The organism is Nocardia sp. NPDC051929 (assembly GCF_044548645.1).
Taxonomy (GTDB): domain Bacteria; phylum Actinomycetota; class Actinomycetes; order Mycobacteriales; family Mycobacteriaceae; genus Nocardia; species Nocardia sichangensis.
The window spans coordinates 136,985-158,957 of record NZ_JBIUCG010000017.1; the positions used below are offsets into that span (position 1 = coordinate 136,985).

General features: G+C 68.9%; 23 protein-coding genes. 17 read left to right on the forward strand and 6 right to left on the reverse strand.

Annotated features, from left to right (window positions below):
* The first annotated feature begins 59 nt into the window (after positions 1 to 59).
* Both ACIHAX_RS23855 and ACIHAX_RS23860 read left to right on the forward strand, forming a co-directional pair.
* Complete coding sequence (locus tag ACIHAX_RS23855; protein ID WP_364424434.1) at positions 60 to 794, forward strand: TetR/AcrR family transcriptional regulator; 735 nt, start codon at positions 60 to 62, stop codon at positions 792 to 794.
* Between the two features lie 111 nt (positions 795 to 905).
* The gene (locus tag ACIHAX_RS23860; RefSeq protein ID WP_355071795.1) at positions 906 to 1,697 is read left to right on the forward strand and encodes a DeoR/GlpR family DNA-binding transcription regulator; all 792 of its coding nucleotides are present in this window, start codon (positions 906 to 908) and stop codon (positions 1,695 to 1,697) included.
* Positions 1,698 to 1,701: 4 nt separating this feature from the next.
* Here the strand turns inward: ACIHAX_RS23860 and ACIHAX_RS23865 are convergent, their stop codons facing one another.
* The 3 genes from ACIHAX_RS23865 to pnuC form a co-directional block, all read right to left on the reverse strand.
* Positions 1,702 to 2,520, reverse strand: a complete 819-nt coding sequence (locus ACIHAX_RS23865; protein ID WP_397279606.1) for a hypothetical protein — start codon at positions 2,518 to 2,520, stop codon at positions 1,702 to 1,704.
* Entirely contained in the window at positions 2,517 to 2,993 is a 477-nt protein-coding gene (locus tag ACIHAX_RS23870; RefSeq protein ID WP_397279608.1) for a hypothetical protein, read from the reverse strand. Before ACIHAX_RS23870 ends, ACIHAX_RS23865 begins: the two co-directional genes overlap by 4 nt.
* A 257-nt stretch (positions 2,994 to 3,250) precedes the next feature.
* The gene (gene pnuC / locus ACIHAX_RS23875; RefSeq protein ID WP_355071800.1) at positions 3,251 to 3,946 is read right to left on the reverse strand and encodes a nicotinamide riboside transporter PnuC; all 696 of its coding nucleotides are present in this window, start codon (positions 3,944 to 3,946) and stop codon (positions 3,251 to 3,253) included.
* 143 nt (positions 3,947 to 4,089) lie between these two features.
* Here pnuC and ACIHAX_RS23880 point away from each other — a divergent pair, with 143 nt between their 5' ends.
* From ACIHAX_RS23880 to ACIHAX_RS23895, 4 genes are all read left to right on the forward strand, one after another.
* Positions 4,090 to 4,893 carry an ABC transporter ATP-binding protein gene (locus tag ACIHAX_RS23880; protein ID WP_355071802.1) on the forward strand — a complete coding sequence of 268 codons (804 nt, stop codon included), beginning with the start codon at positions 4,090 to 4,092 and terminating at the stop codon, positions 4,891 to 4,893.
* 115 nt (positions 4,894 to 5,008) lie between these two features.
* Positions 5,009 to 5,755 (forward strand): ABC transporter permease subunit, encoded by a 747-nt coding sequence (locus ACIHAX_RS23885; RefSeq protein ID WP_355071804.1) that lies wholly within the window; start codon positions 5,009 to 5,011, stop codon positions 5,753 to 5,755.
* 46 nt (positions 5,756 to 5,801) lie between these two features.
* Positions 5,802 to 6,599, forward strand: coding sequence for an ABC transporter permease subunit (locus ACIHAX_RS23890; protein ID WP_355071806.1), 798 nt, complete (start codon positions 5,802 to 5,804; stop codon positions 6,597 to 6,599).
* 69 nt (positions 6,600 to 6,668) lie between these two features.
* Positions 6,669 to 7,757: an ABC transporter substrate-binding protein gene (locus ACIHAX_RS23895; RefSeq protein ID WP_364424425.1), complete on the forward strand. Its 1,089-nt coding sequence runs from the start codon at positions 6,669 to 6,671 to the stop codon at positions 7,755 to 7,757.
* Here the strand turns inward: ACIHAX_RS23895 and ACIHAX_RS23900 are convergent, their stop codons facing one another.
* The gene (locus ACIHAX_RS23900; RefSeq protein ID WP_364424423.1) at positions 7,758 to 8,789 is read right to left on the reverse strand and encodes an XdhC family protein; all 1,032 of its coding nucleotides are present in this window, start codon (positions 8,787 to 8,789) and stop codon (positions 7,758 to 7,760) included.
* Positions 8,790 to 8,802: 13 nt separating this feature from the next.
* Positions 8,803 to 9,399, reverse strand: coding sequence for an NTP transferase domain-containing protein (locus tag ACIHAX_RS23905; protein ID WP_355071810.1), 597 nt, complete (start codon positions 9,397 to 9,399; stop codon positions 8,803 to 8,805).
* Positions 9,400 to 9,535: 136 nt separating this feature from the next.
* On the opposite strand from ACIHAX_RS23905, the gene uraD reads away from it, so the two are divergent.
* The 10 genes from uraD (at position 9,536) to ACIHAX_RS23955 (ending at position 20,460) form a co-directional block, all read left to right on the forward strand.
* Positions 9,536 to 10,039 carry a 2-oxo-4-hydroxy-4-carboxy-5-ureidoimidazoline decarboxylase gene (uraD, locus tag ACIHAX_RS23910; protein WP_364424421.1) on the forward strand — a complete coding sequence of 168 codons (504 nt, stop codon included), beginning with the start codon at positions 9,536 to 9,538 and terminating at the stop codon, positions 10,037 to 10,039.
* Entirely contained in the window at positions 10,036 to 10,353 is a 318-nt protein-coding gene (uraH, locus tag ACIHAX_RS23915) for a hydroxyisourate hydrolase (RefSeq protein ID WP_355071813.1), read from the forward strand. Before uraD ends, uraH begins: the two co-directional genes overlap by 4 nt.
* A 2-nt stretch (positions 10,354 to 10,355) precedes the next feature.
* On the forward strand, positions 10,356 to 11,261 hold the full coding sequence (gene pucL / locus ACIHAX_RS23920; RefSeq protein WP_397279613.1) for a factor-independent urate hydroxylase: 906 nt from the start codon (positions 10,356 to 10,358) through the stop codon (positions 11,259 to 11,261).
* Entirely contained in the window at positions 11,249 to 12,610 is a 1,362-nt protein-coding gene (locus ACIHAX_RS23925) for an 8-oxoguanine deaminase (RefSeq protein WP_397279615.1), read from the forward strand. Before pucL ends, ACIHAX_RS23925 begins: the two co-directional genes overlap by 13 nt.
* 565 nt (positions 12,611 to 13,175) lie before the next feature.
* Positions 13,176 to 14,018 (forward strand): FAD binding domain-containing protein, encoded by an 843-nt coding sequence (locus ACIHAX_RS23930; protein ID WP_356962653.1) that lies wholly within the window; start codon positions 13,176 to 13,178, stop codon positions 14,016 to 14,018.
* Positions 14,018 to 16,768, forward strand: coding sequence for a molybdopterin-dependent oxidoreductase (locus tag ACIHAX_RS23935; protein ID WP_397279619.1), 2,751 nt, complete (start codon positions 14,018 to 14,020; stop codon positions 16,766 to 16,768). The genes ACIHAX_RS23930 and ACIHAX_RS23935 overlap by 1 nt, the downstream gene beginning before the upstream one ends.
* Positions 16,765 to 17,979, forward strand: coding sequence for a DUF6986 family protein (locus ACIHAX_RS23940; RefSeq protein WP_397279621.1), 1,215 nt, complete (start codon positions 16,765 to 16,767; stop codon positions 17,977 to 17,979). Before ACIHAX_RS23935 ends, ACIHAX_RS23940 begins: the two co-directional genes overlap by 4 nt.
* 44 nt (positions 17,980 to 18,023) lie before the next feature.
* Positions 18,024 to 19,001: an allantoicase gene (alc, locus tag ACIHAX_RS23945; protein ID WP_397279623.1), complete on the forward strand. Its 978-nt coding sequence runs from the start codon at positions 18,024 to 18,026 to the stop codon at positions 18,999 to 19,001.
* 157 nt (positions 19,002 to 19,158) lie between these two features.
* Positions 19,159 to 20,061, forward strand: coding sequence for an allantoinase PuuE (gene puuE / locus ACIHAX_RS23950; protein WP_397279625.1), 903 nt, complete (start codon positions 19,159 to 19,161; stop codon positions 20,059 to 20,061).
* Positions 20,062 to 20,268: 207 nt separating this feature from the next.
* Positions 20,269 to 20,460 (forward strand): hypothetical protein, encoded by a 192-nt coding sequence (locus ACIHAX_RS23955; RefSeq protein ID WP_355071823.1) that lies wholly within the window; start codon positions 20,269 to 20,271, stop codon positions 20,458 to 20,460.
* An 85-nt stretch (positions 20,461 to 20,545) separates the two neighbouring features.
* On the opposite strand, the gene ACIHAX_RS23960 is transcribed toward ACIHAX_RS23955, so the two are convergent.
* Positions 20,546 to 20,986: a helix-turn-helix domain-containing protein gene (locus ACIHAX_RS23960; RefSeq protein WP_364424404.1), complete on the reverse strand. Its 441-nt coding sequence runs from the start codon at positions 20,984 to 20,986 to the stop codon at positions 20,546 to 20,548.
* A 72-nt stretch (positions 20,987 to 21,058) separates the two neighbouring features.
* On the opposite strand from ACIHAX_RS23960, the gene ACIHAX_RS23965 reads away from it, so the two are divergent.
* Positions 21,059 to 21,907, forward strand: coding sequence for an alpha/beta hydrolase (locus tag ACIHAX_RS23965; protein ID WP_397279628.1), 849 nt, complete (start codon positions 21,059 to 21,061; stop codon positions 21,905 to 21,907).
* The last annotated feature ends 66 nt before the right edge of the window (positions 21,908 to 21,973 follow it).

Consider the following 21,973-nt stretch of genomic DNA (forward strand, 5'->3'; position numbering starts at 1 on the left):
CGCCGCGCCGCCACCGTTCGGCGCGCGGATGGAAGGTAGCCGCGCGGTAGCATCGAGAGGTGACACGGCGGGATCACGGACCCAAGGACGGTCGCAGCTACGGCGGGCTGTCCAAGGAACAGCGGGTTGCCCAGCGGCAGACCCGCCTGATCGATGCCGCTCTCGAACTATTCGGCACCCAGGGATACGCGGCCACCTCGATCGAGCGCCTCTGCGCCGTGGCGAACGTCTCCACGCGCAGCTTCTACGAGGACATGGGCAGCCGCGAAGCGCTGCTCATCGCCCTGGCGAATCGCATCACCTCCCGTGCGCTGGAACGCGCGTTGACCGCACTGGCGGCCACCGAGAACGAGCCCTTGCCCACCCGCGTGGTAGCGAGTTTCCGCGCTTATCTGAGCGTCACGTGCGCCGACGCCCGGTCCGCGCGGGTCTGTTATGTCGAGGTGGTCGGCGTGAGCACGGCGGTGGAGCAGTGGCGCAGGCAGCAGCGTGGCCTGCTGTCGGCGCTGCTGATCAGCGAGGCCGAACGCGCTGTCGGCCGTGGCGAGACCGGTCCGCGGCGTTTCGATCTCTTCGCGCTGGCCGTGATCGGCGCGGTCACCTCACTCGCCCAGGAATTGGTGCAGGGTACGTCGCCGGGTTCGGCGGTGAGTCTGGACGAGATCTGCGAAGAGATCGCCTACTTCGTGAATTCCGGTCTTTCCCAGGCGCGCGATCCGGGTGCGGAAGACGGGCGTCTTCCCGCTACCGCGGCGCTTCCGGCCCGGCCCACCGTCGAGGCCGATGTGTTCTGAGCGGGGCCGGTGTCGGCCGTGCGGATTTCCGCGGTCGGTGGGTGCGTGTGTTCATATTGTTCGCGTGTTCGCCGAAACAGCAGGTTGCCCGCGCGAGCGGGGCGGTGTGAGATGACCGGGCCGTCGGATCGTCCGCAACGGTGGAACCGGTTGCTGGAATTGCTCGCCGAATCCGGGCGGCTTTCGGTGGAGGAGGCCGCCGAGCGGCTCGGTGTGTCCGCCGCTACGGTGCGTCGCGATTTCACCGCGCTCGCCGAACAGCAGCTGGCCACCAGGACGCACGGCGGTGTGGTGGCGACCTCGGTGGCCTACGATCTGCCCGCGCGTTACCGGCAGAGTGCGGGCGAGGCCAAGCAGCGCATCGCCGAACACGCCGCGTCGCTGGTCGATCCGTGCGCGGTGGTCGGGATGAACGGCGGCACCACCACCACGGCGGTGGCCAGGGCGCTGGCCGTGCGCACGGATCTCGGATCGGCCGGTGACGAACAGCTCACTCTGGTCACCAACGCGCTGAACATCGCGGGGGAGATGGTGCTGCGGCCACACGTGCGCACGATCGTTCTCGGCGGTGTGGCCCGGCGCGAGTCCTACGAGCTGCACGGGCCGCTGGCCGAACGGGCGCTGGCCGAACTGCGGCTCGACGATCTCGTGCTCGGCGTGAACGCGATCTCCGTCGAGGGCGGCGCCCAGTGCAGGCACATCGACGAGGCCGGGGTGACCACCGAGATGGTGCGGCGTTCCGGCCGGGTGCTGGTGGTGGCCACCGCGGACAAGCTCGAGCGCACCGCACTGGCCCGCATCTGCGGCATCGAGCAGGTGCAGGTGCTGGTCACCGATACCGGCGCGGATCCGGGGGCGGTGCAGGCGATCCGGGCGGCGGGCGTGCGGGTCGACGTGGTGTAGGCGCTCACGCCGTCTGCGCGATCCAAGTGTCCCAATAATCTTCGTACCACTGACGGAAGTTCTGGCCGTACGACATATTGCTGTGGCTTCCTCTCTCGAAGCGATAGTGATCAGCTATTCGTTGTACCGCCTCGTCGTGGGAGAACTCTCCACCGCGATATCTCTCATAAATCCTGCGGTATTTCCCCGAGACGCTGTGATTGATGTCCGGCCCGCCATTTTCGAGTATCTGGCGGCGTATGGCGAGCTGTGACATGACGGCATGGCCCTCGTTCCGCAGCGACCGGTCCACATGATCGACCACCCATTGCTCCCGCGTTCGGCCCATCGGCGGCGAGGGGGCGTCGTTATGCGGATTACCGGGGTGGGCATGGTCGATCTCATGTGCGAGCGCATCGGCGGAGGCTCTGGCGTTGCCTTCCATATTGCGATCGAGAACAACAGCCTTCTCGTCGTAGTCGGCATAGGTTCCGTCCCCTCTCTTTCCGTAGCGAATGGTCCATCCGAACTGCTGTACGTCCTGGATCTGACGAATGAGGTCCTCGGACAACCCGGCGATTTCGTCGACTTCTCCGCCCAGCCCGGTCTCTACGGACGTCGGGTAGCCGAGCCGCTGTAGGCGTTTCTGGTATTCCGGGATTTCCCGGGTTTCCCTTCGGATGGCATCCCGACCGGCGAGATCGGCGTCAATTGTCTTGGCGACGGTCAGGTTGACTTCTCCGCTGAGATTATGGACATTGTGCGATGCGGCATTCGCGTATCTCGATAGATCGCGGCGTAGGCCGGTCGTCAGGTTCAGGAACAGTTCGCGGAGACGTCTCATTCCGGGCTACCGCTGCCGAGGCTCCGAGCTCGTCCACGGTTCTCGTGTACGGATATGTCTCTGAGGAGTTGCGAGCGGGCATGGAATCTGATGCGCAGCTTTCTCGCCCCATGCTCAGAGGTGAACGAAACCGCTCCTTCGGGCGGAATCCTCGGGTCGACCCGTGTGTTTTCCATCGGGAGTTCGAAGATCCCGGCCATATCCGCGCGGGTGATGCGGACGTCCATCACGACGTGCATGATCACCAGGGCATGTGAACCGACTGCCCCCGTGCGCGGGCCGCGGAACACGATTGACGAGAACGGCCCGCCGTCCGGGTATGCCACGAATTCGCTTGTATGCGGATTCGCGCAGGGTACTGCACTGAACTCCATCGCGCACGCCGAGGAGACATAGTGTGGTGTGAAGCATTCTGGGACCGCCAGTACATGATTGGCAATCAGTCGGATATCGCGGATGTATGGCGATGTCATGCTGGCTGTTCCTCCGCGGGCCGAAGTGCTCAGGCCCGCGGATCATGACGCTCACATGCCGGAAATCGTTCCTACCAGCGGTGGTGCGGCGCGGTCATCGGGATGTCGAGCAACTCGGGCTCTGTGCGGTTTTGGGCTTCTTCGCAAGTGTGGCAAACATGTGGCACCGCATATATTCCCAGTATTGGGAATGACGTGAAGGCCGGATCAGGCTGGTAGCGAACGAATTACTGATTGATGGACCGGGTGTCGGCCGGTCACCGATCGGCGGTGCTGAACCGATTCAGCGGCGTATCGGCGCCGGTGGGTCGGCGCATGGCTCGCGCCCAAACGAGGAATCCCCAGGCTACGAATCCCGCGTAGACCAGATACAGCGTCGCCGACGGGTAGTAGCCCGCACGCACCAGCAGTGGAATGCCGACCAGGTCGACCGCGATCCAGATCAACCAGAACTCGGCCAGCCCCCTGGCCATGCCGTAGGTGGCCAGCACCGAGCCGGTGAAGATCCATGCCTCGGCCCACGGGCCGTAGGAACCGAGCCATTCGAAGAGCTGGGCGAAAACGGCCGTGCCCGCGAGCATCGCCACCACCAGGACGACGCGTTCGCGCGTGCTCGCCCAGCGCGGGTCGACGCCGCGGTGCTCGAGCGCGGTCCCGCGTGCCGCGTGCCGGTACCAGCTCCACCAGCCGTACACGCTGACCGCGATGAACATCAGCTGGCGTCCGGCCTGTCCGGCCATGTTCAGCTGCTGCGGAGTGTGGAACACCCCACCGACGAATACGGTGAACAGCAGCGCGTTCCCGGCGATGCCGACGGGCCAGGCCCAGACCCGCCGCCGCATGCCGCCGATCGCGGAAGCCAAGCCGAAGCCGTTGCCGACCACCTCGCGCCAGAGGATCTCCGAGCCCGCGATGTGCAGCTTGGCGTCGAGCAGCGTGAGGATCGGGTTCACCTGTCGTGTAACCCGCGGCGGGGCGTATCTCATCCGTTCGGATCGCCGCGATCGGAAATGCGCGGTGCGGACCGTAACGATTGCGCAATCTGGCGACGCCATTCGCAATGTCCGTGCAACGGGGTGCTCCTATGGTGGCCGTCATGAGCACGGAGAGCGATACCGCCGGGGGGACCGGAATTCATCTCAGCGGATTGACCAAGACCTTCCGGGTCGGGCGGAAAACCGTGCAGGCGCTGGCGAGCGTCGATCTGCACACCGAGCAGGGCGCGTTCCTGTCGCTGCTCGGTCCGTCCGGCTGCGGCAAGTCGACGGTGCTGCGCATTCTCGCTGGCCTGGAGACGCCGACGGCGGGCAAGGCGCTGATCGACGGCTCGACGCCCGCCGAACTGCGCGGCAAGCACGCGTTCGGCATCGCCTTCCAGGATTCGGCGCTGCTGCCGTGGCGATCGGTGGCGTCGAATATCGCGCTGCCGCTCCAGGTCGCGGGCATCACGCCGGAGCCGGGGCAGATCGATGACCTGATCCGCCTGGTCGGGCTGGACGGCTTCGAGAAGGCCAAGCCCGCGCAGCTGTCCGGCGGCATGCGCCAGCGCGTCTCGATCGCGCGCGCACTGGTGGTGAAGCCCACCGTGCTGCTGCTGGACGAACCGTTCGGAGCGCTGGACGACATGACCAGGCAGCGGCTCAATCTGGAGTTGCTGCGGATCTGGACCGAGAAGCCCGCGACGACGTTGATGGTGACCCATGGCATCGCGGAGGCGGTGTTCCTGTCCGACGTGGTGGCCGTGATGAGCCCGCGGCCGGGGCGGGTGCTGGAACTGGTCGAGATCGATCTGCCGCGTCCACGGCTGCCCGAGATGATGCGGACACCGGAATTCCACAAGCTGCACGACTATCTGTCCGAGCTGCTGTTCGGGACCGCCGGAAAAGGAGGCGTCGCATGAACGAGCACCAACCGGAACGCTGTGTGCGGCACCGTAAGCCGGGCTGGCAGCGGGCGAGCGTGCGCACTGGGCCGCTGCGGCGGCAGCCGTGCGTCCGGCGGACAGGGGATACGGCGTGAAGCGCTTCGGCGGCGTGCTCGGCGTGCTGGGGCTGGTCGCGGTGTGGTGGGCGCTCGCGGCGTTCGAGGTAGCGGGCGGCACCATACCGAGTCCCTGGCAGGTGCTGCACACCATGTACTCCGACGGATGGGGCCTGTACGGCCCCAATTTCCGGATCACCGCGCTCGGCGCGCTGCAGGGATTCGTCTGGGGCAACGGCCTGGCCATCGCCCTGGCCGTCCTGATCGTGCTGGTCCCGCCGATCGAGTCGCTGGCGACCCAGTTGGCGATCCTGAGCTATTGCACTCCGCTGCTCGCGCTGGGCCCGATCATCCTTGTGGTGTTCGGCGGACGCACCCCGACGGTCTTCCTTGCCGCGATGTACTGCTTCTTCACCACTATGGTCGGCACCGTCGCCGGGTTGCGCTCGGCCGACCGGACCAGCCTGGAGCTGGTGCGCGCCTACGGCGGCGGACGCTGGCAGCAGTTGTACCGGGTGCAGGCGATCTCGGCGCTGCCGAGCACGTTCGCGGCGTTGAAGATCGCCGCGCCGTCGGCCGTGCTCGGCGCGATCATCGGCGAGTACCTCGGTGGCGTGGACAGCGGCATCGGGGTGGCGCTGACCGCCGCCCAGACCTCCTACAACGTGCCACGCACCTGGGGCATGGCGCTGGCCGCCGCCGCGCTGGCCGGACTCGGCTACGCGCTGGTGGCGCTGGCCGCCCGCCTGGCCGCGCCCTGGACCGTCCGGGAGGCGCGATGAAGATCTCCACGCGCGTTGCGCTGCACCAGGTCACAGGGGAGGCCCGATGAATCTGCTGCGACGGATCGGGATCTTCCTTTTCCCGCTGTGCACATCGCTGGTGCTGATGCTGGTGATCTGGTACGTCTTCCTGAAAGCGTTTCCGCAGGTCGGCCCGCGGGTGGGCAAGACGCCCGGCGATATCTGGACCTACTTGGTGACGGCGCCCAACGCCGCGACCGCGCGGCAGGCGATCCTGGACGACCTGCAGATCACGCTGCGTGACGCGGCGCTCGGGTTCGGCGCGGGCATGCTCGCCGCGTTGGTGGTCGCCGCGCTGTTCGTGTCGTTCGCCGCGATCGAGCAGACCTTCCTGCCGGTGGCGATGCTGCTGCGCTCGGTTCCGCTGGTGGCGCTCACGCCGATCATCGTGCTGGTGTTCGGCCGCGGCCAGGCCGGGGTCGCGGTGCTCGCCGCGATCGTGGTGTTCTTCCCCGCGCTGGTCATGATCATGGCGGGATTGCGCAACGCGCCGCGGCAGGCGCTGGAACTGGTGGCCGCGTACGGCGGATCGCGCTGGACCGGGCTGCGCATGGTGGCCGTGCCCGCGGCGCTGCCCTCGGTGTTCGCCGCCGCGCGGATCTCGGTGCCGGGTGCGCTGATCGGCGCGTTGCTCGGTGAGTGGCTCGGCAGCGGCACCGGCCTGGGCGCCGGCTTGATCCGGGCGATCCCCACGTTCCAGTACAGCAAGTTGTGGGCATCGATCGTCATCGTCACGCTGGTCTCGGTGGCGCTCTACGCGATCGTCGGTGTCGTGGAGAACCTGGTGCTGGCCCGGTTCGGACCGGAAGCGGGACGACTCTGACCGAACCGAATTCCTCGCTCGGAACGCCAAAGTAAAGAAAATGAAACGCGCTGCGCTTAGATTCGGCCCATGACACCCGCGCACCGCTCCACGTTCGGGCACCTGAACCGACGCTCCTTCCTCCGTTACTCCGCATTCGCCGGCGCCGCGCTCGGCGGTGCGGGCGCACTGGCCGCCTGCGGAGGGAGCTCCGGTGATTCGCCGGGCGGCACCACCGCGGACGGATCGAAATACGGCGGCGTCGCGGTGCAGCTTTCCTGGCTGAAGAACATCGAATTCGCGGGCGAATACTTCGCCGACTCGAAAGGCTATTTCAAGGAGGCGGGTTTCGGCTCGGTCGACTTGATCGCTGGCGGCGCGGCCAGCACGTCGGTAGAGGCCGGATTGGATACCGGGAAGGTGTGGCTGGGCCTGTCCGCGCCGCAGACCACCGCACCCGCGATCCTGGAGGGCCTGCCCGCCAAGATCGTCGCCACCACGTATCAGAAGAACCCGTTCGCGATCGTGTCCTCCGCGGCGAAACCGATCAAGTCGCCCGAGGACATGAAGGGCCGCAAGATCGGTGTGCAGGACACCAACCAGTTGATCTTCAACGCGCTGCTCACCGCCAACGGGTTGAAGCCGGGCGATGTCACCGTCGTGCCCGCCCAATTCGACCCGACCCCGCTGGCCAACGGGGAGGTCGACGGATGGGTCAGCTACGTGACGAACGAACCGATCACGCTGGCGGCCAAGGGCTTCCAGAACACACACTTTTTGTTCGCCGACTTCAATCTGCCGCTGGTCGCCGAGACGCTCACGGTCGCGCAGTCCACCATCGACAAAGAGCGCGACAAGTTGAAGGCGTTTCTGGCCGCCGAGATCAAGGGCTGGAAGGACGCGGTGGCCGATCCGGCCGAAGCGGCCCGGCTCGCGGTCGAGGTGTACGGCAAGGATCAGAAGCTCGATCTCGCCGAGCAGACGAAAGAGGCTGTCGCGCAGAACGATCTAGTGGTTTCGGCGGATACCGCCACGGGCGGACTGCTCTCGATGACCGACGCCCTGATCGAACAGAACATCGCCGCGCTGCGTGCCGCGAAAATAGACATCAAGGCCGCGCAACTGTTCGACCTGTCCGTATTGCGCGAGGTGTATGCCGAGCACCCCGGCCTGAAATGATCAGAGACCCACAGCGGTTTTCGGCGTGATCGGGATTTCGCCGCTGTACGGATCGACCGCTCGCACCGGCTGCGCGGCGCGGGCGGCCAGCAGTTCGGCCGCGATCGCGACGGCCATCTCGGGCGCGGTGCGTGCGCCGATGTCGAATCCCGCGGGCGAGTGCAGCCGCGACAGCGTCTCCTCGCCGAAACCACCTGCGCGCAGGTCCTCCATGCGCCGGATGTGCACCTGGCGTGACCCCATGGCGCCGAGATAGCCGACCTCGGGTAGTCGCAGCGCCACGGTGAGTAGTGGAATTTCGAATGTGGGATCGTGCGACAGCACGACTATGGCTGTGCTGCTGTCGATTTCACCTGCCGAGGAGAGGATGTTGAGGTAGCGGTGCGGCCAGTCGACCACCACCTCGGCGCCGGGAAACGATTCCGGCGTAGCGAAATTGGGGCGAGAGTCGCAGATGGTCACTCGGTAACCGAGCAACCTGGCCTGCACGGTGAGTGCGGCGGCGAAGGAATTGGCGCCGAAGATGATCAGGCGCGGCGGCGGAGCGAACGAGGCGACGAAGACATCGGAATCGGGTAGCGCGACCAATTCGGTGGCGTGCCGCTTGTCGGTGATCAGGTGCTGGCCGATCAGGTCGGCATCGGAGTTCCACACCACCGTGAAGACGGTGACCCTGCGGTGGGCCGCGATCTCGGCGGCGACCTCCGGGAACTCCGGGAAGTGTCTTCGAGAGAACGGTTCGGTGAAGACGTCCATCATTCCCTCGCCGTGCGCGCCCCCGTCCACGCCGCCGGCCACGCCGAAACGGTGCATCGCGCGGCGGCCGGTCCGCGCGGCCTGGAGCACGGACTCGTAGGCGATGTCCTCCAGCCCGCCCGCGGCGACCGATCCGTAGACGCCCCCGTCCGGGTCGACCAGCATCGCCGAGCCCACCGGTAAGGGCGCGGAGCCCACGGTGCGCACGATGGTGCCGAGTCCGCCGGTCCGGCCCGAGTACCACACCCGCAACAGGTCGTCGACGATGTCCCGCATCAGCTAGCTCCGATCACCGTGCGGTCGTGGCCGGGAAGTCACGATCGACGCCCGTCGCCAAATCGTCGCACGTGACGCACACCATATCGTTTCTGCCGGTCAAATAGGTGCGGGCGCCGGAATCTCCTGCGGCCGACCCACAAACCGCATTCCAGTGCTTGTGGGCTATAACAACAGGGTGTCCAGGTGTGTCGTGGAACACAGCGCGTGCGAGACCGCTGGGTGCCGCGAGCGCGGCGGCGAGCACCCGGGCGACCGCGTCGGCGCCGACATCGGGGGTGTCCACCGGCATGATCGCGGCGTAGCGCGCGGGGGTGCCGGCCGCGGCGATCAGGCCCGCCCGTAGCGATGCGCTCAGTCCGGTCGCCCAGTCCGCCGCCCAGACGTGCCGTACGCCCGGCGGCAGGTCGACGATCCCCGGCGTCGGGCCGGTCGCGCCGAGGACCACGATGACCGGGTCGCAACCTCCGCCGCGCAGCGCGGCGACCGTGGACCGCAGCCAGGCGCCGTCCTCGGCGAGCACTTTGGGTTTTCCGTAGCGGGTTCCGGCGCCCGCGGCGAGCACGACGCCCGCGCAGGGTGCGACGGCGGGGCGATCAGGGTCGGCCATGCCTCAAAGGTAATACCGGCCGGTCTGCGCCGCATGATGGGAAACCGGTGCTCAGGCGTGGTTCCGGAGCGACACGCCGAAGGCGATCCCTCCGCTTCCGGTGGCGGCTCGTCCGGTCGTATTCGATGCTGGTCCGATGACGGATCAGCGACGCGGTATCGCGGCGTTCGACGCGCTGTCCGCCGACGCGGCCTACCGGGCGGCGCTCGGCTGCTGCTCGTCGCCGGAGTTCGCGCGGTCGCTGGTCGCGGGCCGTCCGTACCGGAGCGTCGAGGCGCTGCTCGAGGCGGCGGACGGAGCGTTGGCACGGCTGCCGGAGTCCGAGCTCGACTCGGCCATGGCAGGTCACCCCAGGATCGGCGAACGACCGCATTCCGCCGCTTCGGCGCGGGAGCAGGCCGGAGTGGCGGGTGCGGCCGACGCGGTACGCGCGGCGCTCGCCGAGGGCAACCGCGCATACGAGGAACGGTTCGGGCACATCTACCTGGTGTGTGCGAGCGGAAAGTCGGGTGAGGAGCTGCTCGCGCTGCTCACTGCCCGGTTACGCAATGATCCCGAGACCGAAAGGCAGGTCGTGCGAACAGAATTGGGCAAGATCAATCGGATCCGGCTGCGGGCGCTGCTGGCGGAGCTGTCATGAGCACGCTGAGCACCCATGTGCTGGACGCGGTGCGCGGCGTGCCCGCCGCGGGTGTCACGGTGACGTTGTACCAGCAGGAGCGGCAGCTCGATTCGGGCGAAACAGGCGCGGACGGGCGAATCCGGGCATTGGGCGAAGCGCTCGAAGCCGGAACCTATCGGTTGGTGTTCGACACCGGCGCCTACTTCGCGGGTCAGGGGGTGGAGACCTTCTATCCCGAGGTGAGCATCGCGTTCGCCGTGACGGAGGAACGGCGCTATCACGTCCCATTGCTGTTGTCGCCCTTCGCCTTTTCCACCTATCGAGGGAGCTGAGCATGGAACTGACCGGGCCCATCGTGCTGACCGACCACCGATACGGCAAGGCGGAGAACCGGGTCGTCCGGATCCACCGGCAGAGCGCACGGCACGAGATTCGCGACGTGAACGTGTCCACGGTGCTGCGCGGCGATTTCGCCGACGCGTACGTCGCGGGCGACCAGGCGAAGGTCCTGCCCACCGACTCACAGAAGCAGACGGCCTATGCCTTCGCGAAGCGGCCCGGGTTGCGGGCCATCGAGGACTACGCGCTCGCGCTGGCCGATCATTTCGTCGCCGAGATCGAACCGGTGCGCAGCGCGCGTATCGAGGTCGACGAATACGCCTGGCAGCGCGTGACGGTCGACGGTGTGGAACATGATCACACCTGGGTGCGGCAGGGACCGGAAGTGCGCACCGCGGCGGTCACCGTGGCGGGGAAGGGCGCCGAGCGGCGGGCCTGGGTCGTCGGCGGGGTGAAGGACCTGATCATCCTCAAGTCGACCGGCTCGGAGTTCGCCGACTTCCTGAACGACGAGTTCACCGTGCTCGCGCCGACCCGTGATCGGATGCTGGCTACGTCACTGATCGCCGAATGGCGTTTCGCGAGCAGCGCGGGCATCGACTGGGACGAGGTCTACACCGGCGTGCGGGCGCGGCTGGTGGAGACCTTCGCGACGCTGCATTCGAAGGCGTTGCAGCAGACGCTGTTCGAGATGGGCAAGGCCGCGCTGACCGCGTATCCGGTGCTGGCCGAGATCCGGCTCGCGGCGCCGAACAAGCATCACTTCGACTACGACTTGGGCCGCTTCGGCATCGAGAACCACGGGGAGGTCTACCACGCCGACGACCGCCCCTACGGGCTGATCCACGCCACCGTTGCGCGGGCCGACGCGCCGGAAGCGGGTCCCGCGTGGAGCAGGTGACCGTCATCGCGGACTGCGCCGTCGCGACCGTCGACGCCCAGGGGACCGAGTACGCCCGCGGGTACGTCGTCGTGCGGGGCAACCGGATCGACGCGGTCGGCGCGGGGGATCCGCCGGACCTCGGCGCGGACGCGCGGCACGTCGACGGGCGCGGCTGCCTGCTGACGCCCGGGTTGGTGAACACCCACCAGCACCTCTACCAATGGATCACCCGCGGCCTGGCCACCGACCACACGCTGTTCGAATGGCTCACCACGCTCTATCCGGTCTGGGCGGGCATCGACGAGGACGGGGTGCGCGTGGCCGCCACCGGTGCGCTCGCCACTCTCGCGCGCACCGGGTGCACCACCACCACCGATCACCACTACGTGTTCCCGCGCGACGGCGGTGACCCGCTCGCCGCCGAGATCGCCGCGGCGGCGCAGGTGGGCCTGCGGTTCCATCCCTGTCGCGGCTCGATGGATCTGGGCGCGAGCGCGGGCGGCCTGCCGCCCGATCACCTGGTGGAACGCCTGGACGACATCCTCGCCGCGAGCGCGGAGGCCGTCGCGCGGTGGCACGACCCGTCGTCCGACGCCATGCTGCGGATCGCGCTCGCGCCGTGTTCGCCCTTCTCGGTCACCCCCGACCTGCTGCGCGAGTCGGCGGCGCTGGCCCGCGAGCTCGGGGTCCGGCTGCACACCCACCTCGCCGAGACCATCGACGAGCAGGACTATTGCCTGGCGACCTTCGGCTGTACGCCCGCGCGGTACCTGCAGCGGCTGGACTGGTTCGGTCCGGACGTCTGGTACGCGCACGCCGTCCACCTGGACGACGACGCGCTCGCCGCCCTCGCGGAGACCGGTACCGGCGTGGCGCATTGCCCCACGTCGAACGCGCGGCTCGGCGCGGGCATCGCCCGCGTGGCCGACCTGGTCCGCGCGGGCGTTGCGGTGGGGCTCGGCGTGGACGGCGCGGCGAGCAACGAGGCCGGTTCGATGATCGAGGAGCCGCGCCACGCCTTGCTGTGGGCGCGCAATCGGGGCGGCCCGCACGCGATGACCGTGCGCACCGCGCTGGAACTGGCCACCATGGGCGGCGCGCGGGTGCTCGGCCGCGCCGCCGACATCGGTTCGATCGAGGTCGGCAAGCTGGCGGACCTGGCGCTGTGGCGGCTGGACACCGCCGCGCACGCCGGGATCGCGGATCCGGTGACCGCACTGGTGCTCGGCTCGCCTCCACCGCTGGCGGCGCTGCTGGTGAACGGGCGCCAGGTGGTGCGCGACGGCGAGGTGCGGACGGTCGACACCGACGTGGTCGCCGCCGAGGTGGCGCGGGCGCAGGCGAAGCTGCTCGCGAAGGCGGGGTGAGCGACTCGCGCGCAGCAGCCCTCGGCGGCCCTGCCGGAGTGCGGGATCGGCCTACCGGCAGCGGGTGCTGTCGCCGTACGGCCTGTGCCGGTCGAAGCGGGGGACGTGGGCCGGGGGAGTTCGCCCACCTGCCTTACTGTGCCGCGAGCAGCATCGGGAACCGGGCGGTGCTGTCGGTGTGGCCGGGCCGGGAGTTGGTGCCGCGGCGCGCGGCACTCTCGCCCAGCCGCGTAGTTGGGCGTGGCGGGAATGCCGGGTGCGGTGGCGATATCGTCGCCCAGCCGTTCGTCGAGGAGAATCGTCACGCTGATCTGGGCGGGGTGTCGTGCCTGGTCAGGCCGGACGAGCAATACTGAAGCAGTGTCGGCTCGGACGGCCGGTAGGCGGGCGCGAGCCGTGGTGTCGCGGACGGCACGCCCGCGTAAGCGCGCGGCCGGGGCGGTTCCCGGGCGCGGGCGCCCGTCGCGCGGCGAGGTAACGGCCGCGCAATCTGACGTGCGTCGCGCGCAATACGGCGGCAACCGACTGGCTCTACGGTGACGGAGAGGCAGGAACGAGGTGAGACGTGGACCTGGACACGATTCGCGAGGTGGTGGTCGCTCGCGAGCGCGAAGACCTGGCCGTGCTCGGTGCGTCCACCGCGGTGCTCGCCGGAGGAACCTTCCTGTTCTCCGAGCCGCAGGATCAGCTGCTGCGCCTGGTCGACATCACCGGCCTGGGGTGGCCCGCGTTCGAGATCGTGGATGGCGGACTGGACATCGCCGCGACTTGCACCCTGGCCGAGTTCGCCGGAGCCGCGCCGGGCCGTGAGTTGGGGACGGGGGTGTTGCGCGACCCGTGGCCGGGGACCGCGCTGTTCGCCCGGTCCTGCCGGGCGCTGCTGGCCTCGCACAAGATCTGGCGCACCGCGACCGTCGGGGGCAACGTCTGCCTGGCGTTGCCCGCGGGTGCGGTGCTCGGCGCGCTGGTGGCGCTCGACGGAACGGCGCTGGTGTGGGCCGCGGACGGCGCCGATCGGGAGATTCCGATGCGGGAGTTCGTCCTCGGTCCGGGTCGTACGGCGCTGCGGCCCGGCGACGTGCTGCGCTCGATTCGCCTGCCGCGCTCGAGTCTGTTGGCCCGCACCAGCTTTCGAAAGATCGCGCTCGCCCCGCTCGGCCGATCCGGCGCCGTCGTGATGGGGCGGAGGGAAGGCAGTGGCCGTAGCGCGGTCACGATCACAGCCGCCACGATCAGGCCCGTCGTCCTGGACTTCGCCGCCCCGCCCTCCGAGGGCGAGATGCGCGATGCCATGCACACGATCGACTCGGCGTTGTGGTTCGACGATCCGCACGGGTCGCCGGAGTGGCGCAGGCATGTCTCGGGAGTGCTCGCCGACGAGGTCGCCGCGGAACTGCGGGGAAGCTGATGCGATTCGAAGTGGACGGCAGGACCGTCGACATCGCGGCGCGGCCGGGTCAGTGCCTGCGGACGGCGCTGCGCGACAGCGGCAACCTGGCGGTGAAGAAGGGCTGTGACACGGGCGATTGCGGGGCCTGCTCGGTGCTGGTCGACGGAATGACGGTGCACTCCTGCGTCTTTCCCGCCTTTCGCGCCGCCGGACGCGCTGTCACCACCGCCGCCGGACTCGGAACGCCCGAGCATCCGCACCCGGTGCAGCGCCGGTTCGTCGCCGACGCCGCGTTCCAATGCGGGTTCTGCACCGCGGGCATGGTGGTCACGGCCGCGGGGCTCGGGTGTGCCGCCGACGAGCAGGCCGGCGTGTCGGGCGACGAACTCGCCGAGCTGATGAAGGGCAACCTCTGCCGCTGCACGGGTTACCGCGCCATCCGCGCCGCGCTGGGCGAGCAGCTCACTCCGGACGATCCTGCCGCCGTCGCACCGGATCCGGCCGCGGCGATCGTAGGAGCGTGCGCCCCGGCCGGGCCGCGCATCGTTTCCGGACGCGAGCCGTACACCTTCGACTTGCCGCGACCGGGCGACGCCGACACCGCGCCGCTGCACGTCGCGGTGCTGCGAAGCCCGCACCCGCATGCGCGAATCCGCTCGATCGGCACCACCGCCGCCGAGGCACTACCCGGCGTGCACGCGGTGTTCACCCATGCCGACGCGCCGGACGTGCCGTTCTCCACCGCGCGGCACGAGCTGCGCACCGACGACCCCGACGACACCTACGTGCTCGACCGCACGGTTCGCTTCGTGGGGCAGCGGGTGGCCGCGGTGGTGGCCGACAGCGTCGCGATCGCACGCGAGGGATGCCGTCTGCTGGAGGTCGACTACGAGGTCCTGCCCGCGGTGTTCGATCCGCAGGACGCGCTGCGCCCCGACGCGCCGAAACTGCACGGCGACAAGCCCCCCTCGGCCCGGATCGTCGATCCCGGCCGCAACCTGGTCGCCGAACTGCACGGCGAGGTGGGTGACGTCGCCGCGGGTCTGGCTGCCGCGGCGCATGTCGTACGCGGCGTCTGGGATTCGCCGCGGGGTCAGCATGTGCACTTGGAGACACACGGCGGCGTCGGCTGGCTGGACGACGCCGGACGCCTGGTCATCCGGTGCAGCACCCAGGTCCCGTTCCTGGTCCGCGACGAATTGTGCCGCCTGTTCGGCCGGTCGTCCGCGCAGGTGCGGGTATTCGCGGCCAGGGTCGGTGGCGGGTTCGGCGCGAAACAGGAGATGCTGGCCGAGGACCTGATCGCGCTGGCCGTGCTGCGCACCGGCAGACCGGTGCAATACGAGTTCACGCGCTCCGACGAATTCACCGCCGCGACCTGCCGCCATCCCATGCGGGTCGCGGTGACGGCGGGGGCCGACGCGCGCGGTGTGCTGACCGCCTTGGCCGTCGACGTGCTCGCCGACACCGGCGCGTACGGCAATCACAGCGGCGGGGTGATGTATCACGGCGTCGGTGAGTCGGTGGAGCTGTACCGCTGTGCCAACAAGCGGGTCGACGCGCAGGCGGTGTACACCAACAACGTCCCCTCCGGCGCGTTCCGCGGATACGGCCTCGGGCAGGTGATCTTCGCGGTGGAGTCGGCTCTCGACGAACTCGCGCACGCGCTCGGCATGGACCCGTTCGAACTGCGCCGCACCAACGCGGTAGTGCCGGGCGACCGGTTCGTCGGCGCCGCGGTGAACGAGAGCGACCTCATGTTCGGCAGCTACGGCCTGGACCAATGCCTCGACCTCGCCGAACGAGCGCTGCTGCGCGGCAACGACGTGCACGCGCCCGGCCCGGAGTGGCGGGTGGGTACGGGCATGGCCGCCGCGATGATCGCGACCGTCCCGCCGCGCGGTCACCGGTCGACCGCGACGGCCGCGCTGCTGCCCGACGGCCGCTACGAGATCCGGGTCGGCACGGCGGAATTCGGCAACGGAACGACGACGGTGCACGCGCAGCTCGCCGCTACCGCGCTGGACACCGAGGTGGACCGCATCGTGGTCCGGCACGGCGACACCGACCTGGTGGACCACGACACCGGCGCGTTCGGCTCCACCGGCATCGTGGTCGCGGGCAAGGCCGTCTACGCGGCGGCGTGCGCGTTGCGCGGGCTTCTGCTGGCCAGGGCGGCGGAACTGACCGGCGTCGCCGAGCGGGACTGCGCGCTGAACTCCGGCGGCGTGCACTGCGGCGACCGGCTGCTCACCGCCGCCGAACTGCTGACCGGTGGCGACCTCACCGCGCGCGCCGAGCACGACGGCAGTCCCAGGTCGGTGAGCTTCAACGTGCACGCTTTCCGCGTCGCCGTGCACCCGGACACCGGGGCGGTGCGCATCCTCCAATCGATCCAGGCCGCCGACGCGGGGACGGTGCTCAACCCGGTGCAGTGCCGCGGGCAGATCGAGGGCGGCGCGGCTCAGGCCATCGGCACGGCGCTGTACGAGGACATGCGCAGCGCGCACGGTGTGGTGGGTGCGCAGACCCTGCGGCACTACCACATACCGCAATTCGCCGACGTACCGCGCACAGAGGTCTACTTCGCCGAGACGTCCGACTCGCTCGGTCCGTTGGGGGCCAAGTCGATGAGCGAATCGCCGTACAACCCGGTCGCGCCCGCGCTGGCCAACGCGATCCGCGACGCGGTCGGCGTGCGGCTGTACGGGCTGCCGATGACCGCGGACCGGGTCTGGGCCGCCCTGCGGGAGAAGGGATCACGATGACGAAGGTGCCGGAGAACGTCCGCGCCCGGATCGAGGCGATGCTCGACGCGGTCGACACCGAGCTGCGCCGCCGATACCCCGGCTCGAACGGTCGCTCGCAACCGATCCACACCGTGTACGTCCCGGCCGACCGGGTCACCGAGGAGACTCCCGGGGAATGGGGCGCGACCGCGGTCGAACTACTCGACCGCCACCACGATCTGCTGACCACTCTCGACGGCACCGATTCGCTTCCCGACGTGCGCAAACGGCTGGAAGCCGACCCGGTCCAGGATCTGCGCATCGACTTCGAGGACGGCTACGGCCTGCGCGCCGACGCCGAGGAGGACCGCGCGGCCACGGCGGCGGGCGCGGTGCTGGCTGCCTGGGCACGGCGCCCCGGAGGCCCGGCGAGCAGCGGCATCCGGATGAAGGGTTTGGGCGGCGGCGAGCGTCGCCGCGCGCTGCGCACGCTCGGCCTCGTGTTGGAGGGCGCGGGCGGCGTGCCCGAGGGGTTCGTCTTCACGGTGCCGAAGATCCGTGCGGCGCAGCAGGTTCCCGCCCTGGTGCAGCTGTGCGTAGGGCTGGAACGCGGGTACGGCATCGCCGAGGGCAGCCTGTGCTTCGAACTACAGATCGAGAGCCCGCAGGCGATCCTGGCCGCGGATGGCACCGCGCCGGTGGCCGCCATGCTCACCCTCTCCGAAGGACGATGCAGCGCGTTGCATTTCGGTACGTACGACTACACCGCCGCTTGTGGGGTCGCCGCACCGGATCAGGCGCTCGACCACCCGGCCGCCGATTACGCCAAGGCGGTCATGCAAGTCGCGGCCGCGCAGACCGGGGTGTGGGTATGCGATGGTTCCACCCAGATCGTGCCCGACGCCGACCCGGAGGCCGCGCTGCGCAACCACCACCGATTGGTTGCCCGGGCGTTGCGGCGCGGGTACTACCAGGGCTGGGACATGCATCCGGGTCACTTGGTCACCCGCTGGCTGGCCACCTACGACTTCTTCCGCCGGGCGATCGACGTCGCGGTGCCGCGCCTGCGGGACTACCTCGCTCGACGCGGCGGCGACATCGTCGACGAGCCCGCCACCGCGGAAGCGCTGGCCGCCACGGTGCTCCGTGGCATCGATTGCGGTGCCCGCCCGGACACGGGGACTCCGGAACTCACCGAGACGGTTCTGCGAGCCCTGGCGGCACGCGCGCCGATACCGGAGGCGCCGTGATCGGCCATCCGAACGGGACGATCCCGCACGACACAGGAGACGCGATGCGTGACCGGGGCGACGACGACGAATTCACGCTGCTGCCGGACCTGGCGGTCCGGCCGCTGGGCGGTTCGGTGATCTGGGCGAACGACGAATTCTTCGCGGAGAAAGAGAATCTGATCAACCCGGGGCCCGCCCAGTACCGGCCGTCCGACTTCGGGCACAAAGGACAGATCTACGACGGCTGGGAGACCCGCCGACACCGCGGGCAACCCGGCGACGACGCCGCGATCGTGCGGCTCGGCGTGCCCGGCGTGATCCGCGGGATCGTGGTGGACACGGCGTGGTTCAAGGGCAATTACCCGCCCGCCGTCTCGGTGTCCGCGTTGGAGGTCGAGGACTATCCGCCCGCGGAAACCATCGCCGCACGCGACGATTGGGTGATGCTGGTCGATCGCTCGCCGATTGCGGGCGACCACCGCAATCATTTCGCCGTCGAGAACGAGAAGCGCTGGACGCATGTGAAACTCACCATGCACCCGGACGGCGGCGTCGCCAGGCTGCGGGTGCACGGCGAAGGACGGCCCGACCCGCGCCTGCTCGGCCTCGGCCCGCTGGACCTGGCCGCGCTGGAGAACGGCGCGCTGGTGCTGGACTGCTCAAATCGCTTCTACAGCTCGCCGAACCAGTTGCTGTATCCCGGCCGGGCCCGGTCCATGGGTGAGGGCTGGGAGACCGCCCGCCGCAGGGACGACGGCAACGACTGGGTGCGCATCCGCCTGGCCGGGCCGGGACTGATCCGGCTCGCCGAGCTGGACACGTCCTACTTCCTGGGCAACAGTCCGGGCGCCGCCCGGCTGACCGGTCGCACCAACGACGGCACCGAGTTGGAGTTGTTGCCGCGCACCCCGCTTCAACCCGACACCAGGCACCGGTTCCCGATCGCGCCGATGGCGGCGTCGGTGGAGGAGGTGCGGCTGGACATCTACCCGGACGGCGGGCTGGCGCGGCTGCGCCTGTACGGAGAGCTCGGCGCATGAGCGGGCGAACGCCGGCAGTGTGTCGGGCTGCGCCTGCTCGGCGTATGTACGCGTGGGCGTCCGCACGGTGTGAAGCTGCGCCTGCGGGGCGAGCTCGGCACATGAACACGCGGGCATCGGGAGCGCGTACCGAGTTGTGTTTTCGTGAGGCGCGCTGATGAGGGATTTCGTCGGCTACGGCCCGCGTCCGCCGGACCCGCAGTGGCCGGGAGAGGCGCGGATCGCGGTCCAGTTCGTGCTCAACTACGAGGAGGGCGGCGAGAACAACGTCCTCGACGGTGACGAGTTCTCCGAGACGTTCCTGTCGGAAATGACTCCCGCCGAAGCCTTTCCGAACCGCCACATGAGCATGGAGTCGCTCTACGAGTACGGCTCACGCGCCGGGTTGTGGCGAGTGCTGCGCGTCTTCGAACGACGCGGGTTGCCGCTGACGATCTTCGCGGTCGCCCGAGCTCTGCAACGCAACCCGGAGGCGGTGGCCGCCTTCGGCGAATTTGGCCATGAGATCGCCTGCCACGGTCTGCGCTGGAAGTCCTACCAGCTCACCGACCGCGACACCGAGCGTGCGCACATGGCCGAGGCGGTGCGCGTCCTCACCGAACTGACCGGCTCCGCGCCGCTGGGCTGGTACACCGGCCGCGATTCGCCGAACACCAGAGAGCTGGTGGTCGAGCACGGCGGTTTCGCCTACGACGCCGACTCCTATGCCGACGACCTGCCCTATTGGGTGCGGGTGCTCGACCGCGACCACTTGGTGGTGCCCTACACCTTGGACACCAACGACATGCGATTCGCCTCGCCCGCCGGTTTCCCCACCGGCGAACAATTCTTCGCACACGTCCGCGACGCCTTCGACGTCCTCTACCGCGAAGGGGCGGAAGGTAATCCGAAAATGCTGTCCATCGGCCTGCACTGCCGCCTCATCGGCCGCCCCGCCCGCACCGCCGCCTTGGAACGCCTACTCGACCACATCCAGTCCTACGACCAGGTCTGGATCACCCGCCGCATCGACATAGCGCGACATTGGCGCGCGGTGCACCCACCGGTTGCATCCTTTTGAGTTCGCCCGGACCGCAACCCAGCAACGAAGTAGCCGAACCATCATATGAGCGTTGGCTTTCAGAGCCGGAAAGCGATAGGTGCGCACGCCGAGGTGAGACGCGAAAAGTGGGGGCTATCACCGGCATTCAGTCATTCATATGCTTCGTGGCGACAGTGAAGACGAGTGCCGGAACTAGTTCTCGCGTTCATGACGGCAGGAAAAAACATGACGAAGAAAATCGCGGCCACCGTGCTGGTCACCGCCGCCCTATCACTGCCGGTCATGGCCACCGCGCCCGCCGCGATAGCCGACCCGCTCAGCACTGGTTCATCCTCCGGCTCGGGCAAAACAGTGAACAATCTGATCTGCTCGATCCGTAGCTACCTCGGCATGGGCGGCTGCGTCTACCTTCCCTGACGCGTCGCGAGTGGCACATGGCTGTGGCGAAACGCGAAAAGACCTCTCGCTGATGTGGCGGTCGTCGGGCGGCTCGTGGCGGGCGTCAGAGGTCGGTGCGGGGTTCGCGTGGTCGGAGGTGGCGGGTCAGCGTCGTGAGCGCGTCGAGCACCTCGCGTAGTGCGGCCGGGTCGTTGTCGGCCAGTGCCGCTGCCACCGCGTCGTCCACGGGTGTTGCTCGTATTTCGGCGACTCGGGGTGAGGCATGGTCGGCCGCGCGGACGAGGGTGCGCCGGCGGTCGCGTGGGTCGACCGTCGAGGTGATCGCACCGGCCTCCTTGAGTCTGGCGACGGCGGTGGATACCGCGCTTTGCGGTAATCCGGTGCGGGTGGCGATCTCGCCCACGGTGCTGTCCGGGTGCTCGAGGATGTCGCTCGACACGACGAGCACGGGGCGGTGTCCGCCGCCGAGTCCCGCCGTCGGCAGCGCCTCCTCACCGATCTTCATCAACGTCCGGCCCAGCAGGAACAGTTCGACTCCGTCCACGACGGAGAACTTTACATCAATTCAGATGCATCAGATTTGATGTATCTGAATTGATGGCTTAGCCTTGTTCGCATGAACACGATTGCCACCGGCACTCTCGAAGTCCCCGGAGCCGACCTGTACTACGAAGTTCGCGGCAGCGGCCCGATGCTCGTGATCTCGCAGAGCGGCGAGGGGGACGCGCGGCGCAGCGAAGATCTGGTCCGTCATCTGGAGCGGCGCTTCACCGTCGTCACGTACGACCGGCGCGGACTGTCCCGCAGCGTCCTTCGCGATCCGGGCGCTCCCGCCTCGGTCGCGACGCACGCCGACGACGTCTATCGCCTGCTCTCGACGTTGACCGACGAGCCCGTGGCAATGCTCGGTTGCAGCATGGGCGCGGCCATCGGACTGCATCTGGCGGTCGAGCACCCGGACCGGCTGCACACTCTCGTCGCGCACGAGCCCGTCACGCCGTGGCTGCTCGCCGCCGCCGACCGCGCCGCCCATATGGGCGAACTCGAACACTGCGAGCAGGTGTTCGCCGAGCTCGGCTGGCAGGCGGCGCTCGCTCCGATGGTGCGGACGCTGGGGATCGATCCGAAGAGCCAGGATCGCGAACCCGACGTGACCGCACCGCCGCTCGGCCCCGAGCGCGCCGCGAATTTCGAATATTTCCTCGGGCACGACTTCGCCGCGATCCGCGCCGACCACCTCGACGTCGCGGCCTTGCGCCAGTCGCCGGTACGCATCGTCCCGGCCTGCGGCAGCACCACACCGCAGCACGTCTTCGACTACAAGGCCGCCCACGAGTTGGCGGCACTGCGCGACGTGCCGGTGGTGGAATTTCCCGGCGGGCACAACGGGAATCTGACGCATCCGGCCGGATGGGCCGCGCGGGTCGGCGAAATCTTGTCGAACCACACGTTATTGGCGGGATAGAGCCTAGTCCGGCTCGCTACATCATTGCCGCAGACGGACTGATCCTGCGCCCAGGTCGGGGACAAT